Origin of the sequence: Pseudoduganella sp. RAF19 (assembly GCF_052114165.1) — a bacterium.
Taxonomy (GTDB): Bacteria; Pseudomonadota; Gammaproteobacteria; order Burkholderiales; family Burkholderiaceae_D; genus Rugamonas.
On record NZ_JBFREF010000004.1, the window covers coordinates 227,615 to 247,771 of the forward strand.

General features: G+C 62.0%; 26 protein-coding genes. 13 read left to right on the forward strand and 13 right to left on the reverse strand.

Annotated elements, in window-relative coordinates:
• The first annotated feature begins 55 nt into the window (after positions 1–55).
• The 6 genes from AB4Z19_RS12205 to AB4Z19_RS12230 all read left to right on the forward strand — a co-directional run bounded on the left by AB4Z19_RS12205 (position 56) and on the right by AB4Z19_RS12230 (position 4,137).
• On the forward strand, positions 56–595 hold the full coding sequence (locus AB4Z19_RS12205; RefSeq protein WP_442025686.1) for a carboxymuconolactone decarboxylase family protein: 540 nt from the start codon (positions 56–58) through the stop codon (positions 593–595).
• An 83-nt stretch (positions 596–678) separates the two neighbouring features.
• On the forward strand, positions 679–1,314 hold the full coding sequence (locus AB4Z19_RS12210; protein WP_442035334.1) for a nitroreductase family protein: 636 nt from the start codon (positions 679–681) through the stop codon (positions 1,312–1,314).
• A gap of 17 nt (positions 1,315–1,331) precedes the next feature.
• Entirely contained in the window at positions 1,332–1,877 is a 546-nt protein-coding gene (locus AB4Z19_RS12215) for a carboxymuconolactone decarboxylase family protein (RefSeq protein ID WP_442035335.1), read from the forward strand.
• A 13-nt stretch (positions 1,878–1,890) separates the two neighbouring features.
• A complete protein-coding gene (locus tag AB4Z19_RS12220) occupies positions 1,891–2,367 on the forward strand; it encodes a GNAT family N-acetyltransferase (protein ID WP_442035336.1) in 477 nt (158 codons plus the stop codon).
• Positions 2,300–3,163 (forward strand): AraC family transcriptional regulator, encoded by an 864-nt coding sequence (locus AB4Z19_RS12225; protein ID WP_442035337.1) that lies wholly within the window; start codon positions 2,300–2,302, stop codon positions 3,161–3,163. Before AB4Z19_RS12220 ends, AB4Z19_RS12225 begins: the two co-directional genes overlap by 68 nt.
• Before the next feature lie 65 nt (positions 3,164–3,228).
• Entirely contained in the window at positions 3,229–4,137 is a 909-nt protein-coding gene (locus AB4Z19_RS12230; protein ID WP_442035338.1) for a DMT family transporter, read from the forward strand.
• Here AB4Z19_RS12230 and AB4Z19_RS12235 read toward each other — a convergent pair.
• The 3 genes from AB4Z19_RS12235 to AB4Z19_RS12245 are packed head-to-tail and all read right to left on the reverse strand — an operon-like array spanning position 4,064 to position 5,492.
• Positions 4,064–4,297 (reverse strand): hypothetical protein, encoded by a 234-nt coding sequence (locus tag AB4Z19_RS12235; protein ID WP_442028810.1) that lies wholly within the window; start codon positions 4,295–4,297, stop codon positions 4,064–4,066. The genes AB4Z19_RS12230 and AB4Z19_RS12235 overlap by 74 nt on opposite strands.
• A gap of 48 nt (positions 4,298–4,345) precedes the next feature.
• Positions 4,346–4,855 (reverse strand): hypothetical protein, encoded by a 510-nt coding sequence (locus AB4Z19_RS12240; RefSeq protein WP_442035339.1) that lies wholly within the window; start codon positions 4,853–4,855, stop codon positions 4,346–4,348.
• Positions 4,856–4,913: 58 nt separating this feature from the next.
• The gene (locus AB4Z19_RS12245) at positions 4,914–5,492 is read right to left on the reverse strand and encodes a PEP-CTERM sorting domain-containing protein (RefSeq protein WP_442028808.1); all 579 of its coding nucleotides are present in this window, start codon (positions 5,490–5,492) and stop codon (positions 4,914–4,916) included.
• A gap of 230 nt (positions 5,493–5,722) precedes the next feature.
• Here AB4Z19_RS12245 and trmB point away from each other — a divergent pair, with 230 nt between their 5' ends.
• On the forward strand, positions 5,723–6,403 hold the full coding sequence (gene trmB / locus AB4Z19_RS12250; protein ID WP_442027763.1) for a tRNA (guanosine(46)-N7)-methyltransferase TrmB: 681 nt from the start codon (positions 5,723–5,725) through the stop codon (positions 6,401–6,403).
• Here trmB and AB4Z19_RS12255 read toward each other — a convergent pair.
• Positions 6,367–7,272, reverse strand: coding sequence for a DMT family transporter (locus AB4Z19_RS12255; protein ID WP_442027765.1), 906 nt, complete (start codon positions 7,270–7,272; stop codon positions 6,367–6,369). The two genes, trmB and AB4Z19_RS12255, sit on opposite strands and share 37 nt — an antisense overlap.
• A 140-nt stretch (positions 7,273–7,412) precedes the next feature.
• Here AB4Z19_RS12255 and AB4Z19_RS12260 point away from each other — a divergent pair, with 140 nt between their 5' ends.
• A complete protein-coding gene (locus AB4Z19_RS12260; RefSeq protein WP_442027766.1) occupies positions 7,413–8,327 on the forward strand; it encodes a helix-turn-helix domain-containing protein in 915 nt (304 codons plus the stop codon).
• A 29-nt stretch (positions 8,328–8,356) separates the two neighbouring features.
• Here AB4Z19_RS12260 and recQ read toward each other — a convergent pair whose 3' ends face one another.
• The 4 genes from recQ to AB4Z19_RS12280 form a co-directional block, all read right to left on the reverse strand.
• Positions 8,357–10,177, reverse strand: a complete 1,821-nt coding sequence (recQ, locus tag AB4Z19_RS12265) for a DNA helicase RecQ (RefSeq protein ID WP_442027767.1) — start codon at positions 10,175–10,177, stop codon at positions 8,357–8,359.
• A gap of 8 nt (positions 10,178–10,185) precedes the next feature.
• Complete coding sequence (locus AB4Z19_RS12270) at positions 10,186–11,019, reverse strand: undecaprenyl-diphosphate phosphatase (protein ID WP_442035340.1); 834 nt, start codon at positions 11,017–11,019, stop codon at positions 10,186–10,188.
• A gap of 136 nt (positions 11,020–11,155) precedes the next feature.
• Positions 11,156–11,419 (reverse strand): YkgJ family cysteine cluster protein, encoded by a 264-nt coding sequence (locus AB4Z19_RS12275; RefSeq protein ID WP_442035341.1) that lies wholly within the window; start codon positions 11,417–11,419, stop codon positions 11,156–11,158.
• A complete protein-coding gene (locus tag AB4Z19_RS12280; RefSeq protein ID WP_442027402.1) occupies positions 11,416–12,318 on the reverse strand; it encodes a LysR substrate-binding domain-containing protein in 903 nt (300 codons plus the stop codon). The genes AB4Z19_RS12275 and AB4Z19_RS12280 overlap by 4 nt, the downstream gene beginning before the upstream one ends.
• 308 nt (positions 12,319–12,626) lie before the next feature.
• On the opposite strand from AB4Z19_RS12280, the gene AB4Z19_RS12285 reads away from it, so the two are divergent.
• Complete coding sequence (locus tag AB4Z19_RS12285) at positions 12,627–13,325, forward strand: hypothetical protein (protein ID WP_442027400.1); 699 nt, start codon at positions 12,627–12,629, stop codon at positions 13,323–13,325.
• On the opposite strand, the gene AB4Z19_RS12290 is transcribed toward AB4Z19_RS12285, so the two are convergent.
• Both AB4Z19_RS12290 and AB4Z19_RS12295 read right to left on the reverse strand, forming a co-directional pair.
• The gene (locus AB4Z19_RS12290; RefSeq protein WP_442027399.1) at positions 13,320–14,450 is read right to left on the reverse strand and encodes an MFS transporter; all 1,131 of its coding nucleotides are present in this window, start codon (positions 14,448–14,450) and stop codon (positions 13,320–13,322) included. The genes AB4Z19_RS12285 and AB4Z19_RS12290 overlap by 6 nt on opposite strands.
• A 63-nt stretch (positions 14,451–14,513) precedes the next feature.
• Positions 14,514–14,819: a hypothetical protein gene (locus AB4Z19_RS12295; protein ID WP_442035342.1), complete on the reverse strand. Its 306-nt coding sequence runs from the start codon at positions 14,817–14,819 to the stop codon at positions 14,514–14,516.
• Between the two features lie 102 nt (positions 14,820–14,921).
• On the opposite strand from AB4Z19_RS12295, the gene AB4Z19_RS12300 reads away from it, so the two are divergent.
• The 4 genes from AB4Z19_RS12300 (at position 14,922) to AB4Z19_RS12315 (ending at position 18,081) form a co-directional block, all read left to right on the forward strand.
• Positions 14,922–15,563: a TetR/AcrR family transcriptional regulator gene (locus AB4Z19_RS12300; RefSeq protein ID WP_442027395.1), complete on the forward strand. Its 642-nt coding sequence runs from the start codon at positions 14,922–14,924 to the stop codon at positions 15,561–15,563.
• 150 nt (positions 15,564–15,713) lie between these two features.
• Entirely contained in the window at positions 15,714–16,367 is a 654-nt protein-coding gene (locus tag AB4Z19_RS12305) for a protein-L-isoaspartate O-methyltransferase family protein (protein ID WP_442035343.1), read from the forward strand.
• A gap of 10 nt (positions 16,368–16,377) precedes the next feature.
• The gene (locus AB4Z19_RS12310; protein ID WP_442027761.1) at positions 16,378–16,701 is read left to right on the forward strand and encodes a rhodanese-like domain-containing protein; all 324 of its coding nucleotides are present in this window, start codon (positions 16,378–16,380) and stop codon (positions 16,699–16,701) included.
• Positions 16,702–16,740: 39 nt separating this feature from the next.
• Entirely contained in the window at positions 16,741–18,081 is a 1,341-nt protein-coding gene (locus AB4Z19_RS12315; RefSeq protein WP_442027760.1) for a TolC family outer membrane protein, read from the forward strand.
• Here AB4Z19_RS12315 and gloA read toward each other — a convergent pair whose 3' ends face one another.
• The 3 genes from gloA to AB4Z19_RS12330 are packed head-to-tail and all read right to left on the reverse strand — an operon-like array spanning position 18,082 to position 20,105.
• Positions 18,082–18,492 carry a lactoylglutathione lyase gene (gene gloA, locus AB4Z19_RS12320; protein WP_442035344.1) on the reverse strand — a complete coding sequence of 137 codons (411 nt, stop codon included), beginning with the start codon at positions 18,490–18,492 and terminating at the stop codon, positions 18,082–18,084. It abuts the gene before it with no gap.
• 39 nt (positions 18,493–18,531) lie between these two features.
• A complete protein-coding gene (locus AB4Z19_RS12325; RefSeq protein WP_442035345.1) occupies positions 18,532–19,833 on the reverse strand; it encodes a PQQ-dependent sugar dehydrogenase in 1,302 nt (433 codons plus the stop codon).
• 8 nt (positions 19,834–19,841) lie between these two features.
• Positions 19,842–20,105, reverse strand: a complete 264-nt coding sequence (locus tag AB4Z19_RS12330; RefSeq protein ID WP_442027755.1) for a hypothetical protein — start codon at positions 20,103–20,105, stop codon at positions 19,842–19,844.
• Between the last annotated feature and the right edge of the window lie 52 nt (positions 20,106–20,157).

Genomic DNA, 20,157 nt, shown 5'->3' on the forward strand with positions numbered 1-20,157 from the left:
ATGCGGTGCAAGCCTAAAGTGGAGGCTCCTGACTACCCATTGAAAGCCAAGCACCATGAGCCGTATCGCCATCCCTGCAATCGCCTCCGCCGTCGGCGTTACCGTTGATATCTACGACCAGGTCAGGAAGATTGCCGGCGGCCGGGTGCCGAACACTTACGCTGCATTGGGCCACCTTGCTCCTGAGTCTTTAGGCGCCGTGCTGGGCGCGCAGCGCACCCTATCGTTGGGAAGCCTCAGCCAGCAGGACCTGCAAACCGTCAAGTTGCTGGTCAGTGTGAAGGCCGGTTGCGATGTTTGTGTGGCGGCCCACAGTTATGTCGGCAAGATGGTAGGTTTGTCGGCCGATATCCTGCGCGCCATTCGTGCCGCACAGCCTACCGGTGACGCCAGGCGCGACGCCCTGGTGCGTTTCGTGTCCCAACTGCAGACTACAAGCGGCACGATCAGCCATGGCGAGTTCGATGCCATCCGTGCAGCCGGCTATTCCGCCACAGCGCTGGCGGAGATCTCAATCGCCATTGGACTCGCCACCATCACCAGTACCTTCAATCGCATTAACGATACCGAAGTTGATTTTCCGGCAGTGGACTAACCCGTCTTGCGGAGCAAGCCGGCTTCGCAGCAAGCAATCGCTTTCATGCACTTCAACCTACCCAACCAATCATAGGGATCACCATGACCAACGCAACTTCCAAGGCCAACGCTGTCATCGAATGTATCTTGAGCCGCAGCGCCGCCAAATATTACGACCGCACCGCGACGCTGAGCGACAGCCAGATCCGCGAGCTTGTGCAAATCGGTACCACGGCGCCGACGTCGTTCCATATGCAGAACTGGCGCTTCATCGCTGTACGCACGGCGGAAGCGAAGGCACGACTGAGTCCTATCGCGTGGAATCAGCCGGCGATTGTCGACGCGGCCGTTACCTTTATCGTCGTTGGGCAGCTGGCCGATTCCAGCGTGATCCCGGATCGCCTGGCGCCCCTGGTTAAAGCGGGTGTCATGCCAGCGGACATGGTGGCGGAATGGGAGAACCCGGCGCGCGATCTGTATATGAATTTCCCGCAACGCCAGCGCGACGAAGCGGTGCGCACCGGAACCTTCGGCGCGGCGGCAATCATTTATGCGGCCCGTGCTCTGGGCCTGGGTTCGACACCGATGATCGGTTTCGACGCGGAGGCGGTGCACGAAGAGTTCGGCCTGGCGCAAAACGAAGTGCCCGTGATGCTGCTGTCCATTGGCGTGGAACGTGCCGGGAACTGGGCGCAGAAGCCTCGCCGTCCTGTAACCGAAGTGCTGGATTTTGTATAAACCTGAGGAGAACTACGATGCCACGATCTACTGCCCTGAAGCCGGAACAAGTGCCTGCCGATTCCAAGCCTACGCTTGATGCGTTCACCAAGAACATCGGCTTCACGCCCAACATGATGGCGACCTTTGCGCAAAGTCCCATCGCTTTCAACGCCTGGGCCAATCTGCTTGGCTCACTGAGCAAGGCGCTCGACGTAAAAACGCGCGACAGCATCGGACTGGCTGTCTCGGAAGTCAACGGCTGCAATTACTGCCTGACGGTGCACAGCTTTACGGCCCAGCATATGGCCAAGCTGCCGAACGAGGACATCATCCTGGCACGCCAGGGTCACGCCAACGATCCGAAGCGCGATGCCGCCGTCCAGTTTGCGCGCAAAGTCATCGTGAGCCGTGGCCAGGTGAGCGACGCCGATCTGAAAGCCGTGCGCGATGCCGGCTACACGGATGCCAACGTGATGGAGATCGTCGCCTTGGTTGCGATGTACTCGCTGACGAACTTTATCAATAACGTGTTCGATCCCGAGAAAGACTTCCCAGCCGTTGCGCCGGCTGGCTCGATCTGAAACCAGCGGTGACATGGAATCAGGGGAGATCAAGGTCATCGGCAGCGAGGATTTTGATATCTGGCTTCCGCTATGGAAAGCCTATCAACGGTGCTGCGATGTTGATCTCCCTGATTCCGTGACGCGCAAGACGTGGGCGCGCTTGCTGGACCCCGTCGAGCCAGTGCATGCGGTGCTTGCGATAGCGGGAAACCGCGCACTGGGCCTGGCGCATTCGATTTATCATCGATCTGCCTGGACGGCGGACAATCACTGCTATCTGCAAGACCTGTTTGTTGCGCACGATGCGCGCGGCGTTGGCGTAGGCCGCGCACTCATTGAGCATATCTATGCCGATGCACGACGTTGCGGCGCGGCGCAGGTGCACTGGCCCACGCGCCTTACCTTATACTGGCCGGCTGACACCTCAGATTCTTATCCAGATGGCCAGTGCTCAATTCCGGTCGGTTCGCTGTACCCTGCCGGGCGTCCACGCGGTGGAGGCCTGTAGCGATCATTCGTTCTCCCGGCACACGCACGAAGAATTTGGCATTGGCCTGTTTGTGCGCGGAGCGCAGAAGTCATTCAGCGGGCGGGGCATGGTGGAGGCCGGGGCGGGTGATCTGGTGACCGTCAATCCGGGCGAAGTACATGACGGGATGCCGATTGGCGATGGCGTGCGCTCGTGGCGCATGCTGTATCTTGACCCGCCGGTGGTAGGCGCGGCGGTGCGTGACGTCAGCGAGGGCCGGCTGATGCAGCTGGAGTTCAACGAGCCGGTGATGCACGATGCCCGGCTGCCGGCGGCGTTCGTGGCGCTGTATCGCGCCGTGACGGAGCCGCAGATTGCGGCCGCCGGGTTGGCCGCTGAGCAGGAGCTGCTACGGCTGATGGCGCAGACGTTGTATTGGCCGCGCGACCGCGGCGCGGACTCCGCCTCAACGTCCGCATCGGCACCCGCATCGGCTTCGGCACGGGTGCGGACACCGGGGCCAGCGGGCGTCCTGCGGGCGCGCGAGCTGATTGACGATGACCCTCGGGCCGAACTGTCGCTGGACGACCTGGCGCAAGCAGCCGGCATCAGCCGCTTCCATCTGGTACGCGCATTCGGACGCGCGACGGGACTCACGCCGCATGCTTACCTCGTTCAGCGCCGCATTGCCATGGCGCGTGCGCTGATCGCGCGCGGCACGCCGCTGGCGGAAGCCGCGGCAGCCAGCGGCTTTGCCGACCAAAGCCATATGACCCGCATCTTCGTCCGCAAATACGGCATCGCGCCCGCCGCCTACGCGCGCGCCTGCGCCTGACAGCAATAACGTTCAAGACGCCGCCGCCGCGCCTGCCTACCCTCGAAGTTTTTGAGGGAGGAATCATGCTGGGTTATCTGTATCTCACGGCGGCCTCGCTGACGGTGGGCAGCACCGTCGTTGCGGGCAAACTGATTGCGGCGGGACTGCCGCCGTTCACCGCAACTGCGCTGCGTCTGGCGCTGGCGCTACCGGTCTTTCTGCTGCTGATGCGGGTGAAAGGCGAGCGTCTGCCGCGTCCCGATAAGCACGATGCAATGCTGCTCGTGCTGCAAGCGGGCGCGGGCAGCGTCGGCTACACCGTGCTGCTGATGACAGGCTTGCAGCACACCTCAGCGGCAAATGCTTCGGTGGTGCTAGGCACGCTGCCGGTCGTATCAGCACTGATGGCGGTGTTCGTGCTGGGGGAACGTCCCAAACCCGCGCTGATCGCGGCGCTGGTGCTGGCGGCGGCCGGCGTGCTGATTGCGACAACCCGTAGCGGCGACGCGAGCGGCTGGCAAGGGAACTTGCTGGTGCTCGGTGCCGTTGCCTGCGAGGGTCTGTTCGTCCTGCTCAACAAGAAGCTGCGTACGCCGCTTGGTGCGCTGCCCCTGTCGACCATCATGTGCGGTGTGGGGCTGCTGCTGGCGATCGGCCCCGCGCTGGGCGAAGCTCATCCGCAAGCGGGTACGCCGGCGCTGGCGGCGGTGGCTTACTACGCACTGGTGCCGACGGTGGGCGGCTATGTGCTCTGGTATGCGGGATCGGCGCGCGTCAGCGGCGCGGAGGCTTCGCTCTTTACGGCGGTGACGCCGGCGTCGGCGATGATTTTTGCGTGGTGGCTGCTGGATGAGGCGATCGGGCCGCGCCAGCTGGCGGGCATTGCCTGCGTGCTGGCGGCTGTGCTCAGCCTTTACTTCACATCAGGGTCCGGCGCGCGGGGTTATGCGCCTGTGCGGCAGAGTTCAGAACCTCCAGCTGGCCCGCTTTGAAGGTTTGCTGGTGGACGCCATCGCGATCGTGCCAGCGGCACACGACATCGTCATCATCGCCGGTGCCATTGGGACCGGGCATGGTGCGGACTACCAGCATCTTGCGATGCCAGCCGATTGGCCGGACGGCGTCGCCGGCCTTTGCGCGTTCACGGTCCATATCGGCCTCCTCACTTGCATCAGGCAATGATACTCCGATGCGAGGAGGTCAGGCGTTTGGTTCGATATCCAGGTTGACGGAATAAGACAGGCGCTTGCCTTCATACAGGCCGCCGCCGCGCACCACGCCTTCGGTGGACGTCAGTTTGCCGGAAAGATCCAGACGCGCCAGGCGCTCGCGGAAAGCGATAGCGTCTTTCGGCGCCAGGTAGCCGACCATGTGGCCACTGAGGAAGACGGCAACGGCCTTGTCTTCGTAGGGATTATGATCGTCCGGCAGCAGCAGGGCAGGGTGCCGCACATCGGCGCTGGCATCGCCGTGCTCGCCCGCCAGTTCGCGGATGGTCTCGTAGTAGCGCGACTCGCCCAGCACTTCCAGCTGGAAGCGGCCATTGTCGGACCAGTGGTGGGCAGGCTCGCCTTCAGGTAGCGGCGTGTAGGAGCCGGCGGCTGGTTTGTCCTTGGGCGTAAAGGCTGGCGCCTGCGGTTTTCCTTTCAGCAGATAGACAAGGGTCACCAGGGCAAGGACGATGATGATCAGGTTGAGAGCGAGGGCCATAGCGTGCTTCGAAGATTCAAAAGAACGCTATTATCGCAGCCCCCGCTGCTTCGATCTATCAGGCTTTTTGCTTGCGGCGGCGCAGGGCGGCCGCACCGGCCAAACCCAGGCCGACCAGGGCCAGGCTGCCCGGTTCCGGTACGGCGGCAGCGTTGACCGTGATGTCGTCCACCAGGAAAATGCCACCGGAGACGCGCAAAGTGTCAATTCCAGTAAAGCCCAGGTTGACCAGCTGCCAAGGGTTGCTGTAGGTGACGGCCACATCGCCAACCACCACGCCGTTCAGCAGGCCTTGTACATGGGAAGTGAACGCGGCGCCTTGCCAACCGTTCAGCCACAGCGACTGCGCCGAGAAAGTGCCGCCGCCCACCTTGGTCATATCCATATCGCCCGAGAAGTCGTTGAGGGCGGCAAAGTGACCGCTGTGGCCATCGCCGACGCCATTGCTCCAGCTGCCGGCCGGCGATACGTCGACGACGTCGGAATTTGCGCTGAACCGGAAGCCCTGTTCAACGAAACCACTTCCCAAGCCGGTGATGCCGCCCGGGGTGCCGATATCGTCAAAGGTCAGCACGCCTGCCTGGGCGGAGGCGGCCAGGCCGAAGACCAGCGCAGAAGCGAGGATGAGTTTTTTCATGGAAATGCCTATTGTCTAAAGGTGATATTGTTTAACTATTAGCAAATCTTGGGCCATCGCAATAAAATCAAGGACTTAGCTTGATTTAATACAAGATCGTGTCTTCCGGTGTAAAGAAAGCCGACACAAAGTTTCGTGCCGGGAGGACGGTGTGGCGGGGTATAATGCGCGTTTTTTCAGCAAGTCCTGTTATGTCGTCCGAAACTCCACCAAAGGGCCCGGCGCGGTCCATGCTCTACGATCCGACCGAACGCCGCATTCGCAGCTTCGTCACCCGCGCGGGACGCCTGTCTACGGCGCAAGAGCGCGCGCTGAACGATTTCGGCCCGCAGTACATGGTGGACTACAACAAGGCGCCGCTGGATTTCGCGCAGGTCTTCGGCCGCAAGGCGCCGGTCGTGCTGGAAATCGGCTTTGGCATGGGCCAGACCACGGCGCATATCGCCAAGCTGATGCCGGAGAAGGATTTCATCGGCGTAGAGGTGCACACGCCAGGCGTGGGCAGCCTGCTCAAACTGTGCGGTGAGGAGAACATCGGCAACTTGCGCGTGATCCAGCACGACGCGGTAGAAGTGCTACGCGATATGATCCCGGCCGGTTCGCTGGCAGGCGTGCATATCTACTTCCCCGACCCTTGGCACAAGGCACGCCACAATAAGCGCCGCCTGATCCAGCCGGCTTTCGTAAAGACGCTGTGCGATCACCTGGCGCCGGGCGGCTATATCCACCTGGCGACCGACTGGGAAGACTACGCGGTACAGATGCTGGAAGTGCTGAGCGCCGAGCCGGCACTGCGCAATACCGCGGACGGCTACGCGCCGCAGCCGTCCTACCGTCCGCTGACCAAGTTCGAGAATCGTGGCCTGAAGCTGGGTCATGGCGTCTGGGACCTGGTCTTCGAGAAGAAATAAGTCCCCGCCGGCAGGAATACCAGCAGATTCCCGCACAACACAAGCAGCAGTCCGGCCAGGGCTGCTGCGTTCCAGCGATAACCCTCCACGAAAGTCGACACCGTCAGCGCCACGACGGGAAACAGCACCGTCGAATAGCCTGCGCGGTCCGGACCGATGCGTCCCACCAGCAGCAAATAAGCCGTAAAACCGATTACCGAACCCGGAATGCCGAGATAAAGCAGGCCGATCACGTAGCGCGGGCTGGGATCGAAAGTGAACGGCATGCCCAGTGCCAGCGCGCCCACCGTCAGCATGGACGCACCGATCAGCATGGCCCAGGTATTGGTCAGTAAGGGCGTCAGGCCCAGCTCCTGCATGCGGCTGGACAGCAGATTCCCGGTCGAGAAGCAGAGTGTGCCCAACAGCGCCAGTCCAAGTCCGGTCAGCACGCCGCTGTCGGCCCAGTGCCCCGCCATCTGCGGCAGGAAGAGCAGGGCGATGCCTGCCAGTCCCAGCGCCGCGCCGCCCATCACCTGCTTGCGGATGGGACGTTTCATGAACAGGCGGCCATTGACCGCGTTCCAGATTGGCGCAGTCGAAAACACCACCGCCACCAGTCCGCTCGGCATCCACTGCGCCGCATAATAGAAGCAGAGGAAGTTCAGGCAGAACAGGGCGAAACCTTGCGCCACCAGATAGCGCCAGGCCGCACGCGGCGGCCACATGGGCTTGCGCAGCACGCCCAGGATCAGCATCAGCACAACGGTCGCGATCCAGAAGCGGTAGGCAATGGACACGGGCGCCGGCACCACGCCGAGCTGGAATTTGATGGCGATCCAGGTGGTACCCCAGATCAGGACGGTAAGGATGTAAAGTAAGGTGTTCATACATCCAGCATGGCGCGTGGAGGACGCCGCGGTTTGTCTGGGATTGCGCAATTGCGGGACAATTGTCTGATCTTGCGCTTTTTATGCCACGGCCGGGCTGCGGCCGGGCGGCATTGCCGCGCGCGTGCTAGACTTTTTTCATGGAATCCGACCGACCAGCTCTCGCCTCGATCACACCGCCTGCAGATGCCATGCAGCATGCGGTGTTTCGCACCATGGCTACGACGGACGCCAAGCTGGAGCGCTTCGCCTGGCTGGGCGACGGTCTGGCTGCGGCCATCTGGCGGCGCGAAGTCGATATTGCCGAGACAACGTATGAGCAGCCGGGACACCACACCCTGTCCTGCTATCTGGTTGGCGGCTACGGCGTGCACCGCGATGATGCGCCCGGCAGCTATGGCGCGCCGCAGCGGCTGTGTGCGCTGCCGGACTGGCACGAGTCGCGCTGGACCGTGCGCGGCGGCCTGCGCATGATGCATCTCTACTTCATGCCCGAGCACTTCACGCGCCGCGCCATCGTTGAACTGGACCGCGAACCGCGCGAGCTGACGCTACAGGATCGCACCTATTTCGAGAATCCGCGTCTGGTGCAGCTGTGCGGCGATCTGCTGAATCAATCCTGGCAAGACCCCAACCAGCTGTTGCGTGCCAACGAGTTGGCGCACGAATCGATTAGTGAGCTGCTGCGCTCGCAGCACATGATCCAGTCTGGCCAGCGTTTGCGCGGTGGACTGGCGCCGCTGGTGCGCCGCCGCCTGCACGATTACATAGAAGCGCATCTGGATCAGAACATCACGCTGGGAGCGCTGGCGCAGCTGGCCTGCCTGTCCGAATATCACCTGGCGCGCATGTTCCGCGTGTCCTTCGGCATGCCGCCATCGGCCTGGGTTGCCATGCGCCGTCTGGACCGCGCCCGCGTTCTGCTGAAAGGCGATCTGCCCTTGCAGCAGGTTGCCGACGCTTGCGGATTCGCTGACCTCAGCCATTTCAGCCACCGCTTCCGCGACGCCACCGGCATGCCGCCGGGGAGGTATCGCCAGATTGTCGCGGCCTAGCGGCAGGACGGTCCGATGGCTGGCGTGCTTTACAGGAGGCCTGCGATCAGGCTTACGATCTCGTCGCCATAAGACGCGAGCTTCTTCTCGCCGACGCCGGATACGCCGCGCAGATCGTCCAGCGAGGTTGGCTTGGCCTTGGCGATTTCGCGCAGCGTGGCGTCGACAAAGATCACGTAGGCGGGCACATTGTGTTCGCGTGCCGCGCCCATGCGCCACGAGCGCAGGCGATCGAAGATGGCCTGTTCGCTTGTGTCGAGGTCGGTCTCCACATAGCCTTTCGGCGCGGCGCTGCGCTTCTGCTTGACCGGTTTCTGGTACTGGCGCAGCTGCACCTTTTGTTCACCCTTCAGCACCGGCCGTGCGGCGTCGGTCAGCTTCAGCGAGGCGAAGTTTTCGTGATCCACCGTGAGCAGTCCCAGCGCGATGGCCTGGCGCAGGATGGCGCGCCATTCCTGTTCGCTGCGGTCGGCGCCAATGCCGAACACGGACAATGAATCGTGATGCCAGCTCTTGATGCGGTCCGATTCGGCGCCGCGCAATACGTCGATCACATGTCCCGCTGCGAAGCGCTGATCCACGCGGTAAATGGCGGACAGCAGCTTCTGCACCGGCACCGTGCCGTCGAAGGATACCGGCGGAATCAGGCAGGTATCGCAATTGCCGCAAGGCGCGCCGGGCTCGCCGAAATAATCCAGCAGACGCACGCGGCGGCAGCTCAGGGTTTCGCATAGGCCCAGCATGGCATCGAGCTTGGCGCCCAGCACGCGCTTGAAGTTTTCGTCGGCCTCGGACTCGTCGATCATGCGGCGCTGGAGCACCACGTCCTGCAGGCCGTAAGCCATCCAGGCGCTGGCGGGCATGCCATCGCGGCCCGCGCGGCCTGTCTCCTGATAGTAGCCTTCGATGGACTTGGGCAGGTCGAGGTGGCAGACGAAGCGCACATCCGGCTTGTCGATGCCCATGCCGAAGGCGATGGTCGCCACCATCACGATATTGTCTTCGCGCAGGAAACGCGCCTGGTTCGAGGCGCGCACCGCATGCTCCATCCCCGCGTGATAGGCGAGGGCGCGGATGCCGTGTTCGTTCAGGAAGTCCGCCGTCTCTTCCACCTTTTTGCGCGACAGGCAGTACACGATGCCGGAATCGCCGCCATGCTCGGTGGTGATGAAGTCCAGCAGCTGCTTGCGGCCGTTGGACTTCTCTACGATCTGGTAGCGGATATTCGGGCGGTCGAAGGACGACACGAACTGCGCCGCCTCTTCCAGCTGCAAGCGATGCACGATCTCGGCACGGGTTTGCTGGTCGGCGGTGGCCGTCAGTGCAATGCGAGGAATCGTCGGGAAGTGTTCGTGCAGGACCGAGAGCTTGATGTACTCGGGGCGGAAGTCGTGGCCCCATTGCGAAACGCAGTGCGCTTCATCGATGGCGAACAGGGCGATCTGGGAATCCTGCAGCAGATCGAAGCAGCGCTGCGTCAGCAGGCGCTCAGGCGCCACATACAGCAGGTCGATCTGGTTGGTGCGCACCAGGCGCTCGATGCGCGCGGCTTCTTCGTAGGTCTGGGTGGAATTCAGGAAGGCGGCTTTGACGCCGACTTCGGCCAGCGCATCCACCTGGTCCTGCATCAGTGCGATCAGCGGCGAGACGACGACGCCCACGCCGTCGCGCAGCAAAGCAGGGATCTGATAGCACAGCGATTTGCCGCCGCCGGTGGGCATCAGCACCAGCGCATCTCCGCCACTGGCCACCTGCTCAACGATCTGCGCCTGCTGGCCGCGGAAGGCCGGGTAGCCGAATACGGTCTGGAGCAGGTGCAGTGCGTTTGAACTGGTGTCCTGGGCGGTCATCGGGTTCCTTAGTCGACCCAGGCCACGCTGCCGGTCAGCCACGTAGCGATGATGACCAGGCCGAACGCAATGCGATACCAGGCGAAGGCCGAGAAGTCATGCGAGCTGATATAGCGCAGCAGCCAGCGCACGCACAGGAAAGCCGAAATGAAGGCCACCACGGCGCCGATGCCGAACAGCGGCAGGTCGGCAGCGGACAGCAGCGCGCGTTCCTTGTACAGCGAATAGAAGGTCGCCGCCAGCAGGGTCGGGATGGCGAGGAAGAAGGAGAATTCGGTTGCCGCCTTGCGCGACAGGCCAAACAGCATGCCGCCGATGATGGTGGCGCCGGAGCGGCTGGTGCCAGGGATCAGTGCGAAGGCTTGCGCCACGCCGACTTTCAGCGCGTCGATCGGACGCATGTCGTCAACGGAGTGAATGCGTACCGCAACGGGATTGGTCTTGGCGCGCTTTTCCACCCACAGGATGATCAGGCCACCGATGATGAAAGCGAGGGCCACCGGCACGGCGGAGAACAGCACGGCCTTGATGGCTTTGTTGAACAGCAGGCCGAGCACGGCGGCTGGAATGAAGCCGATGATGATGTTGATGGCGAAGCGGCGCGAACGTTCGCTGGTGAACATGCCGGTCAGGACTTCACGGATCTTGCGGTGGTATTCCCAAATCACGGCAATCATCGCGCCGCCCTGGATCACAATCTCAAACACTTTGATTTTTTCGCCCGTGAAGTTCAGCAGGCTGCCGGCCAGGATCAGGTGGCCAGTGGAAGAAATCGGCAGGAACTCGGTAAATCCTTCTACGAGACCCATGATCAGAGCCTTCAGCGCGAGAATAATGTCCATTGTGATTTTGTTAAGTGGTCGGAGGGGTAACGCGGCGGGATGCTACGCGGGCACGAAGCTTACCACGAGCGGCCCCGAGCGAGCACTTCTCAGCAGCGTAGCGCGCTTCCGCGGCGCTGAATTTGCGCTGCCGCAGTCAGGGTGCAGTTGCCAGTTCGAGCTGGGTCAGCCAGTGCATGGCTTGCTCGCGGCTGTCACCGCACATTTCTTCCGATGGCTGGAGTCCGGCGCAGGAGGCGGGACGCTCGGGGCGGCCGAAGATCAGGCAGCGGTTGTCCTCGCCAAGCTGCACGCAGCGCACACCGGCCGGTTTGCCCTTGGGCATACCGGGAATGGGTGATGTGATGGAGGGCGCCGTGCAGCAGGCGCCACAGCCTGAGCGGCAAGTTGCGGTTTTCATGGGGCCGTTATTGTACCCTGCATCTCGGCCACTTCCTGGCGCAGCCAGTCGCAGAAGCGGGTGATCTTGCTCATGCCCTGCATGCTGCGCGCGACGATGATGCGGTAGCCGCGCTCGTAGGGCGCGCTCTCGCACTCCACCATTTTCAGCCTGCCACTGCACAGGTCTTCGTAGGCGATGGCGTGCGATACCAGTCCCACGCCGAGTCCGGCCACCGCTGATTGGACCATCACGGCGAAGTTCGTATAGGCGCGCGAGAAGTTATAGCTGCCTTTGTGGATACCGTTATGCCGCAGCAGCGCGATCCAGGTATCGGTGGTGAATTCGTGCAGCAGCGGGTAGCGGTGCAAAGTCTCCAGCGTGATTTCGGTTTCGCCGGGCTCCAGCAGCGACGGGCTGTAGACGGCGACCAGGTGATCGTGGAACAGCAAGTCCGGATCGCCCTGCACGGCGTCGTAGGTGCGCAGGGCGATGTCGGTGCTGCCGTCGCTCATATTGGCCAGGTTGTCGCTGGAGTCGATGCGGATATCGAGTTCGGGGTAGAGCTTGGTGAAGCGCGCAATGCGCGGCACCAGCCATTTGATCGCCAGCGAATGGGTGGTCGAAATGCGCAGGACTTTCTCCTCGTCGCCGCCCTGCAGCGCGGCCACCTTGGTCTGTAGCTCGGTCAGCGTGCGGTGCACGGTGGCGGCGAGTTCCTGTCCTTTTTCGGTCAGCGTGATGTGGCGCGGATGGCGCACGAACAGGTCGAAGCCCAGCGATTCCTCCAGTTGCTTGACCTGCAGACTGATGGCGGCCGGCGTCTTGTGCAGCTCCTGCGCGGCCAGTTTGAAGCTGCCCCAGCGCGCCACGCAGTCGAAATCGAGCAGGCCGGACAGGGAGCGCAGTGATTTACTCATAAATTAGTTTTTCTTGTGCTGAACTCGAAAATAACTCGTTTGATAACGCATTCTTACAGTAGCAGAATATAACTGTACATTACCATGAACAAGTTTTTTTATAAGGGAGGTCGTCCATGTACCAGCCACCCAAGGGGGCGTTTATGCCTGAGTTTTTAGCAGAACTGAAGAAGATCCTCGCGCAACTGGCGACCCAGCGCTGATGCGCGCTTGACTCCCCTCAAATGTCGCCGCTGGCGGCGGCCTACCATGGCACTATTGCGCGCCATGCGCGCGCGCCGGCTGCTAGGATCGAGAGGGGAGTTGAGATGACCATGCCGCTCCAGTTCGACAAGCCCGCCTATCTGAAAGTCCTGCGCGAGGCAGGAGTCCCACCCGACATCGCCGAGGCCCTCGCCGAAGCCATCGAGCAAGGCCTCGACCAACCCATCGTCCTGCCAGCCGACCTCGCTTTGCTCAAAGCCGAACTGCTGGCCAGATTCGGCGAAAAAGTCAACGAGACGAAGGCTGAACTGCTGACCGCAATCGACGAAAAGGTCAACGAGACGAAGGCTGAACTGCTGGCCGCAATCAGCGAAAAGGTCAACGACACGAAGGCTGAACTGCTGGCCGCAATCGGCGAAAAGGTCAACGAGACGAAGGCTGAATTGCTGACCGCAATCGGCGAAAAGGTCAACGAGACGAAGGCTGAACTGCTGGCCGCAATCGACGAAAAGGTCAACGAGACGAAGGCTGAATTGCTGACCGCAATCGGCGAAAAGGTCAACGAGACGAAGGCTGAACTGCTGGCCGCAATCGGCGAAAAAGTCAACGACACGAAGGCTGAACTGCTGGCCGCGATAAGCGAAAAAGTCAGCGAATTGAGGGTCGAATTGCTGGCCAGGATTGCTGCGCTGGAGAAGCGCGTCAATTTGCTCTTTGCGGTATCGCTGGCCATGAGCGCCGCCTCATTGGTATTAAGCGGCGCCACGTTGATGCTGCTGCGCGAAGTCCTGGCGCGCCTATGAGCGGTGGGGCGAGGCAGTCCAGCGGGCGCTGGCGGCGATCAGGAGCATGAAGCCGCCGAGGCCGGCGAAAGCGAAGTCGAGGCTGACGGCGTGGGCGACGAAGCCGATCATCGCCGGGCCGGACAGAATCCCTGCGTAGCCCAAAGTCGTGATCGCGCCGATCGCCAGGCTGGGCGGCATCGAGTGCTGATTGCCGGCCGCCGTGAACAGCACCGGCACGATATTCGAAGCGCCCAGGCCAATCAGCACGAAGCCGAGCAGGGCCACCGCCGGCGACGGCGCCAGCACCGCCCCGAAAAAGCCCAACGCCGAACACAGTCCACCCAGCAGCATCACGCGCTTGCCACCGAGGCGGCGCACCACGCGGTCGCCCGTCAGGCGGCCCACGGTCATGGCCACCGCGAAGGCGGCATAAGCCAGGCCGCCGCGTCCCGCGTCCATGCCGCGCTCCACAGTCAGCAGCACCGCGCTCCAGTCGAGAATCGCGCCTTCGGCCAGGAAGCACAGGAAACACAGCGCACCGATGAAAATCACGGCTCCGTGCGGCACCACGAAATGCGAGCCGCCGCCCGCTTCCGGCTCGCGCAGCAGGTGCGGACCGGCCAGCCATAATGACAGCGCTACCAGCAGCGCCACAACAATGCTCGATCCGGTTGGCGACAGTCCCAGCCACAGCAGCAGGGCCATCACGCCCGCGCCGATAAAGCCGCCCACGCTGAACAGGCCATGGAAACCGGACATCAGCGACTCGCCGCTCTCGCGTTCCACGATCACCGCCTGCACATTCATGGACACATCCAGCGTGCCCAGCGTCGCCCCAAACAGAAACAGGCAAGCGCCAAGCAGGAAGGGCGTCGGCGCCAGGGCCAGGCCCGGCAGAATCAGGCAGGCCAGAGCGCCGGAAATCAGCACCACCGGACGGCAGCCGAAGCGCGCCGACAGCATGCCGGTCACCGGCATGGCCATCATCGACCCCGCCCCCAGACAAAGCAGCAGCAAGCCGAGATCGGCCTCATTCAAGCCAAGGCGCAGCTTGGCGAAGGGCACCAGGGGCGCCCAGGCGGACATGGCAAGGCCGGCGGCAAGAAAAGCCAGCCGCGTCGAGTAGCGGTGTGCGGAGTTCATAAGGGCATGACGATACCGGCACCCGCGCACGGGTGCAAGCGTATCCTGCCTCCGCGCCAGCGCTCAATGCAGAATACGGCGCGCCCTGCCGCCAAACGCTCGCAGCAGTTCCGCGCAACTGACATGGATCAGCCCCAGGTGGGCATCGCGCATGACCCAGGACGTTGACTTGTCCCCATCACGCCTGGCCACCTCGCGCTGTACCAGTTCGGTCAGGCGTTCCTCCAGCAATTGGCGGTAATACGGCGACGTCTGGCTGCCGGCATGGATTTGGGCGTACAGGTCCGCCCCTTCCCATAATTCAGCGATGCGCTGATCCCCCAGCCCGGACGTAACCGCCAGGACTTGCAGTGAATGTTTATTATCCATTTTTGTTCTCTCCCGTCTGATCAGTATTGTCCAATCTTGACGTCATTCAAGTTGTTATCTACTATTAATGACCAATAAGTAAGTTACCCATTCACTGTTTTTATGCAATCCCCGAACGAAACCAAGCCCCGCTGGGAGCGCCGCAAGGATGCCCGCCCGCAGGAGCTGCTGGCGGCTGCCCTCGAACTCTTCGTTGACCGTGGCTTTGCCGCCACGCGCCTGGAGGATGTCGCCCGCGCCGCAGGCGTGTCCAAGGGCACGTTGTATTTATATTTTGAAAACAAACAGGAGCTGTTCAAGGCCGTCGTGCGCGAGAACATCGTGCAAGTGATCGGCGAGGCCGAGCTGGAACTGGCCGGCGCCGAAAATGTCTCCAGCGAAGAGCTGCTGCGGCATATGCTGGAAAAGTGGTGGAACCACGCCAACGAGTACCGCGCCGCCGGCCTGATGCGTCTGATGATGGCCGAGTCCGGCAATTTCCCCGAGCTGGCCCAGTTTTATGAAGAAGAAGTCAACGAACGCGGCGGCGCGCTGCTGGAAAAAGTGATCCAGCGCGGCATCGCGCGCGGCGAATTCCGCCAAGTCGATTCGCACGCCATGATGCAGGTGGTGATCGCGCCCATCATGATGCTGGTGATGTGGTCCCACAAGTTCTTCCCCTGCGATAAGCAGGAAGTCGACCCGGTCGCCTATATGGATGCCTTCCTCGGCCTCGTGAAACGGGGCCTGGCGCCTGAAAAATAGGCATTGGCTGGTGATTTTGGTGCATTCAATCCCTGAAATCTGCAGACTGTCGCAATTTTCCGCTATCCATTGTCATTATCGTTAATATGCCCACCTGACCAGTTCAACGATAAAATGATGGATTGTTTATCCCTCACCGAGTCATTAAAGATGAATATCGAACAAGCCCGTTTCAATATGATCGAACAGCAGATCCGTCCATGGGATGTGCTGGATACGGACGTTCTCGATCTGTTGCTGGTCGTAAAACGCGAAAACTTCGTGCCGGAAGCGCACAAGAACCTGGCATTTGTCGACACGATGATCCCGCTGGCCGATGGCGAATCCATGCTGACGCCAAAGCTGGAAGCGCGCATCGTGCAGGATGTTGCTACTAAAAAGCACGAAAACGTGCTGCTGGTTGGCGCCGGCACCGGTTACCTGGCAGCCCTGCTGTCGCACCGTGCGCGTCACGTGACCGCCGTCGACATCTCGCCGGAAATGAAGGCGATCGCCGAAAAGAACCTGGCGGCCAACGGCATCAGCAATGTGTCGGTGGAACTGGGCAATGCGGCCCAGGGCTGGGCCAACGGCGCGCCGTTCGACGCGATCGTGGTGTCCGGTTCGCTGCCGGTGCTGCCGGAAGCCCTGCTGCAAAACGTGAAGGTGGGTGGCCGTATCCTGGCCATCATCGGTGAATCGCCGGTCATGTCGGCGCACCTGATCACCCGCACGGGCGAGCACGGCTACGACACGAAGAAACTGTTTGAAACCGACGTGAAAGCGCTGAACGGCGCCGCCACGCCATCGCATTTCACGTTCTAAGGACGGAGCCATGCAGCACATTACCGCTCCGGAATTGGCTGACTGGCTGGCCGACGAGGCTCGCGCCAAGCCTTTCCTGCTGGACGTGCGCGAGAACTGGGAGTTCGAGACCTGCCAAATCGCAGGCTCGACCCTGATGCCGATGCAGACCATTCCGGCCCGCATCGACGATCTCGATGAGGATGCCCAGATCGTCTGCATCTGCCACCACGGTGCGCGCAGCTTGCAGGTGGCAGCATTCCTCGAACACCACGGCTTCGGCAAGGTGAGCAATCTGACAGGCGGCATTCACGCCTGGGCGGTCCAGGTGGACACCGCCATGCCGAAGTATTAGGCCGATATTTATTAATTGACGACTCCAACGGAGATGCACATGCAGAAACCCCTACTCGCCGTGCTGATGTCCAGCGCCTTCCTGACGCTCAACGCACAGGCGGCTGACCTGATCCAGGTGTATAAGCAGGCACTTGCCAACGACGCCACCTACGCCAGCGCGCGCGCCGCCCTGGCTGCCGGACAGGAACGCACGACGCAGGGGCGCTCCCTCCTGTTGCCGACTGTTTCGGCATCGGGTACGGTTTCCAAGAACTACGGCGACATCACGCCATCGCACGAAGGCGAGATCGATCCCAACACGCTGTCGCCGATTTCCAAGCGTGACAACGACAACTACCAGAACCTGTGGACCGTGCAGCTGACCCAGCCGCTGTTCCGCTGGGCGAACTGGGAACAGTACCAGCAATCCAAGCTGCAGCAGTCGGTGGCCGAAGCCACCTTCGCGCAGCAGCAGGAAGACCTGATCGTGCGCGTGGCCCAGGCTTACTTTGACGTGCTGACCGCACAGGACAATCTGTCCGTGACCCGCGCGCAGAAGGAAGCCACCACCGAGCAGCTGGCATCGGCAAAGCGCAACTTCGAAGTGGGCACGCAGACCATCACCGACACCCACGAAGCCCAGGCAGCATATGACCTGGTGGTGGCGCAGGAATTCGCCGCGGTCAACGATCTGGAAGTGAAGCGCACCGCGCTGCAGCAGATCATCGGCACCGTGCCTGGTTCGCTGTCGACCCTGCGCACCGGCGTCGCGATCGCTCCGCCACAGCCTGCGGAAATCGATCCCTGGATCTCGGCTGCCGAAAACCAGAACTACGGTGTAGTGAGCCAGAACCTGAACCTGGAAATCGCCAAGCGCGAAATCGGCAAGCAGCGTGCCGGCCACATGCCGACCCTGGACCTGACCGCAGCGTCGCAGCATCAACGCGTTACCAACAATGGCCTGACCAAGAACAACGCCATTGGCGTGACCTGGTCGGTACCGATCTTCAGCGGCTTTGCGGTGACCAGCAAGGTGCGTGAAGCGATCTCGCTGGAAGACAAGGCGCGCAACGATCTGGAAGCGACCAAGCGTGCCGCCGCCCAGAACGCCCGCCAGTCCTACCTCGGCGTGACTAGCGGCCTGGCCCAGGTGAAAGCACTGGAAGCGGCGGAAGTGTCGAGCAAGTCGGCACTGGATTCCAACAAGCTGGGTTACCAGGTGGGTGTGCGTATCAATATCGACGTGCTGAACGCGCAGCGCCAGTTGTACAACACCCAGAAGGATCTGTCGAAAGCACGCTACGACACGATCATGAACGGCCTGCGTCTGAAGTCCGCCGCAGGCACGCTGAAAGAAGAAGACCTGATGCCGATTAACGCGCTGCTGACCAGCCAGTAATCAGCGCAGGCCCGCGCCTTCTCCGTGGAAGGTGCGTTCGATCAGTTCAATCTTGTAGCCGTCCGGGTCCGTGACGAAGGCGATCACCGTGGTGCCGCCTTTCACCGGACCTGGTTCGCGCGTCACGTTGCCGCCCGCCGCTTTCACGCGCTGGCAGGCGCCCGCAATATCATCCGCCGAAATCGCGATATGGCCATAGGCGGTGCCGAGGTCATACTTGTCCACGCCGTAGTTGTAGGTCAGCTCCAGCTCCGCATGATCCGGGTTGCTGCCGTAGCCCATGAAGGCCAGCGTGTATTTGTATTCCGGGTTATCGCTGGTGCGCAGCAGCTGCATGCCCAGTACCTTGGAATAGAAATCGATGGAGCGCTGCAGGTCGCCGACCCGCAGCATGGTGTGAAGAATGCGCATGATGTGTCTTTCCCTAAAAAGGGCATTGTATGCGTTTTCTCAGCGGCCAGTTGCGGTCACTCGCCACACCGTGTTGCCCACATCATCCGCCACCAGCAGCGCGCCTGTCTTATCAACCGCTACGCCAACCGGACGGCCTTGCGCCTTGCCGTCGCTGGTCAGGAATCCGGTCAGGAAATCGACCGGCGGTCCGGCAGGCTTACCTTCGGCGAAAGGCACATACACGACCTTGTAGCCGGAGAAGGGATTGCGATTCCACGAGCCGTGCTGGCCGATAAACACACCGCCCTGATAGCTGGCCGGGAAGGATTTGGCTTCGTAGAAGGCCATGCCCAGCGATGCGGTGTGCGCGCCGATGGCGTAATCCGGAATCACGGCCTTGGCCACCATATCCTCGCGCTGCGGCTTCACGCGCCGGTCCACATGCTGGCCGTAATAACTGAATGGCCAGCCGTAGAAGGCGCCATCCTTCACTGAAGTCAGATAATCGGGCACCAGCTCATTGCCCAATTCATCGCGCTCGTTGACGACGGTCCACAGCGCCTTGGTTTGCGGCTCCCAGCCCATGCCGTTCGGATTGCGCAAGCCTGTTGCGAACAGGCGCGATTTGCCGGTGGCGCGTTCAACCCGCCAGATCGCGGCGCGGCCTTCTTCCTTGTCGAGGCCATTGTCGCCGGCGTTGCTGTTGGAGCCGACGGTCACGTACAGGAACTTGCCGTCCGGGCTGGCGATCACGTTCTTGGTCCAGTGGTGATTGATGGGACCTGCGGGCAGGTCGATCACCTTGCTGCCTGCGGCCGTAATGGACGTTGCGCCATCCTGATACGGGAAGCGCATCAGCGCATCGGAGTCCGCAATGTACAGGTCCTTGTCGATCAGCGCCATGCCGAACGGCGAATTGAGGCTGGTGAGGAAGACTTCGCGCGTGCGCGCCTGGCCGTTCGCATCGACATCGCGCAGCAGCGTGATGCGGTTGGCGCTCTTGCCGGCCGAACCGGCCTTCTTCATTTCATGTTTCATGATGGCGCCCTTGATGCCCTTGCCGTCTTCCGGCTTCGGTGGCGCATTCGTTTCGGCGACCAGCACATCGCCATTGGGCAGCACATAAATCCAGCGCGGATGATCGAGGCCGCGTGCATAAGCAGTAACCGTGAAGCCCTGGGCTGCGACAGGTTTGGCATCGTCCTGCCACGGCGCGGTCGGCGCGACATTCATCACGGGGATCAGTTGCTTCGCTGGTTCGGGCAAGGACGGATTCGGACCATAGCCAGGCGGGTATTGCGGCTGGGCGGAGGCGATCGCGGCTAGCGCAGCCAATGCGCTAAAGGCTAATGTGCGCATGGCCGGCCTCAATCGCGTTTGGTGCCGGGCAGGGGATTGGCCTGCTGGCCTTCATTGCCGGGAGAAGCTTTCTGCAGACCTGGCGTGGCGCGGCGGTCCGTGTCGACCAGGCCGCGCTCGATGTCCTCGGCAGCCTGGCGGATGACGCTGTGCGTTTTCTGATTGGGCGCGCCTTGCGGCGATTCGTCCCGTTCATGGGGTAGGCGCTTGCCGGCATCCTTCTCGACAGGCGCTGTCGTATTGACCAGACGGTCCTTCTTGTTGGTATCCATGGCAGATCCTCCTTCGCCTTGATGTTAGCGAAGGGGAGCGCTGCCAGTCGCC

Excerpts from the sequence above, each read along its gene's own strand:
- AB4Z19_RS12205 (WP_442025686.1), top strand. The coding sequence starts at position 56 with ATGAGCCGTATCGCCATCCCTGCAATCGCCTCCGCCGTCGGCGTTACC.
- AB4Z19_RS12210 (WP_442035334.1), top strand. The coding sequence starts at position 679 with ATGACCAACGCAACTTCCAAGGCCAACGCTGTCATCGAATGTATCTTG.
- AB4Z19_RS12215 (WP_442035335.1), top strand. The coding sequence starts at position 1,332 with ATGCCACGATCTACTGCCCTGAAGCCGGAACAAGTGCCTGCCGATTCC.
- AB4Z19_RS12220 (WP_442035336.1), top strand. The coding sequence starts at position 1,891 with ATGGAATCAGGGGAGATCAAGGTCATCGGCAGCGAGGATTTTGATATC.
- AB4Z19_RS12225 (WP_442035337.1), top strand. The coding sequence starts at position 2,300 with ATGGCCAGTGCTCAATTCCGGTCGGTTCGCTGTACCCTGCCGGGCGTC.
- AB4Z19_RS12230 (WP_442035338.1), top strand. The coding sequence starts at position 3,229 with ATGCTGGGTTATCTGTATCTCACGGCGGCCTCGCTGACGGTGGGCAGC.
- AB4Z19_RS12235 (WP_442028810.1), bottom strand. The coding sequence starts at position 4,297 with ATGGACCGTGAACGCGCAAAGGCCGGCGACGCCGTCCGGCCAATCGGC.
- AB4Z19_RS12240 (WP_442035339.1), bottom strand. The coding sequence starts at position 4,855 with ATGGCCCTCGCTCTCAACCTGATCATCATCGTCCTTGCCCTGGTGACC.
- AB4Z19_RS12245 (WP_442028808.1), bottom strand. The coding sequence starts at position 5,492 with ATGAAAAAACTCATCCTCGCTTCTGCGCTGGTCTTCGGCCTGGCCGCC.
- trmB (WP_442027763.1), top strand. The coding sequence starts at position 5,723 with ATGCTCTACGATCCGACCGAACGCCGCATTCGCAGCTTCGTCACCCGC.
- AB4Z19_RS12255 (WP_442027765.1), bottom strand. The coding sequence starts at position 7,272 with ATGAACACCTTACTTTACATCCTTACCGTCCTGATCTGGGGTACCACC.
- AB4Z19_RS12260 (WP_442027766.1), top strand. The coding sequence starts at position 7,413 with ATGGAATCCGACCGACCAGCTCTCGCCTCGATCACACCGCCTGCAGAT.
- recQ (WP_442027767.1), bottom strand. The coding sequence starts at position 10,177 with ATGACCGCCCAGGACACCAGTTCAAACGCACTGCACCTGCTCCAGACC.
- AB4Z19_RS12270 (WP_442035340.1), bottom strand. The coding sequence starts at position 11,019 with ATGGACATTATTCTCGCGCTGAAGGCTCTGATCATGGGTCTCGTAGAA.
- AB4Z19_RS12275 (WP_442035341.1), bottom strand. The coding sequence starts at position 11,419 with ATGAAAACCGCAACTTGCCGCTCAGGCTGTGGCGCCTGCTGCACGGCG.
- AB4Z19_RS12280 (WP_442027402.1), bottom strand. The coding sequence starts at position 12,318 with ATGAGTAAATCACTGCGCTCCCTGTCCGGCCTGCTCGATTTCGACTGC.
- AB4Z19_RS12285 (WP_442027400.1), top strand. The coding sequence starts at position 12,627 with ATGACCATGCCGCTCCAGTTCGACAAGCCCGCCTATCTGAAAGTCCTG.
- AB4Z19_RS12290 (WP_442027399.1), bottom strand. The coding sequence starts at position 14,450 with ATGAACTCCGCACACCGCTACTCGACGCGGCTGGCTTTTCTTGCCGCC.
- AB4Z19_RS12295 (WP_442035342.1), bottom strand. The coding sequence starts at position 14,819 with ATGGATAATAAACATTCACTGCAAGTCCTGGCGGTTACGTCCGGGCTG.
- AB4Z19_RS12300 (WP_442027395.1), top strand. The coding sequence starts at position 14,922 with ATGCAATCCCCGAACGAAACCAAGCCCCGCTGGGAGCGCCGCAAGGAT.
- AB4Z19_RS12305 (WP_442035343.1), top strand. The coding sequence starts at position 15,714 with ATGAATATCGAACAAGCCCGTTTCAATATGATCGAACAGCAGATCCGT.
- AB4Z19_RS12310 (WP_442027761.1), top strand. The coding sequence starts at position 16,378 with ATGCAGCACATTACCGCTCCGGAATTGGCTGACTGGCTGGCCGACGAG.
- AB4Z19_RS12315 (WP_442027760.1), top strand. The coding sequence starts at position 16,741 with ATGCAGAAACCCCTACTCGCCGTGCTGATGTCCAGCGCCTTCCTGACG.
- gloA (WP_442035344.1), bottom strand. The coding sequence starts at position 18,492 with ATGCGCATTCTTCACACCATGCTGCGGGTCGGCGACCTGCAGCGCTCC.
- AB4Z19_RS12325 (WP_442035345.1), bottom strand. The coding sequence starts at position 19,833 with ATGCGCACATTAGCCTTTAGCGCATTGGCTGCGCTAGCCGCGATCGCC.
- AB4Z19_RS12330 (WP_442027755.1), bottom strand. The coding sequence starts at position 20,105 with ATGGATACCAACAAGAAGGACCGTCTGGTCAATACGACAGCGCCTGTC.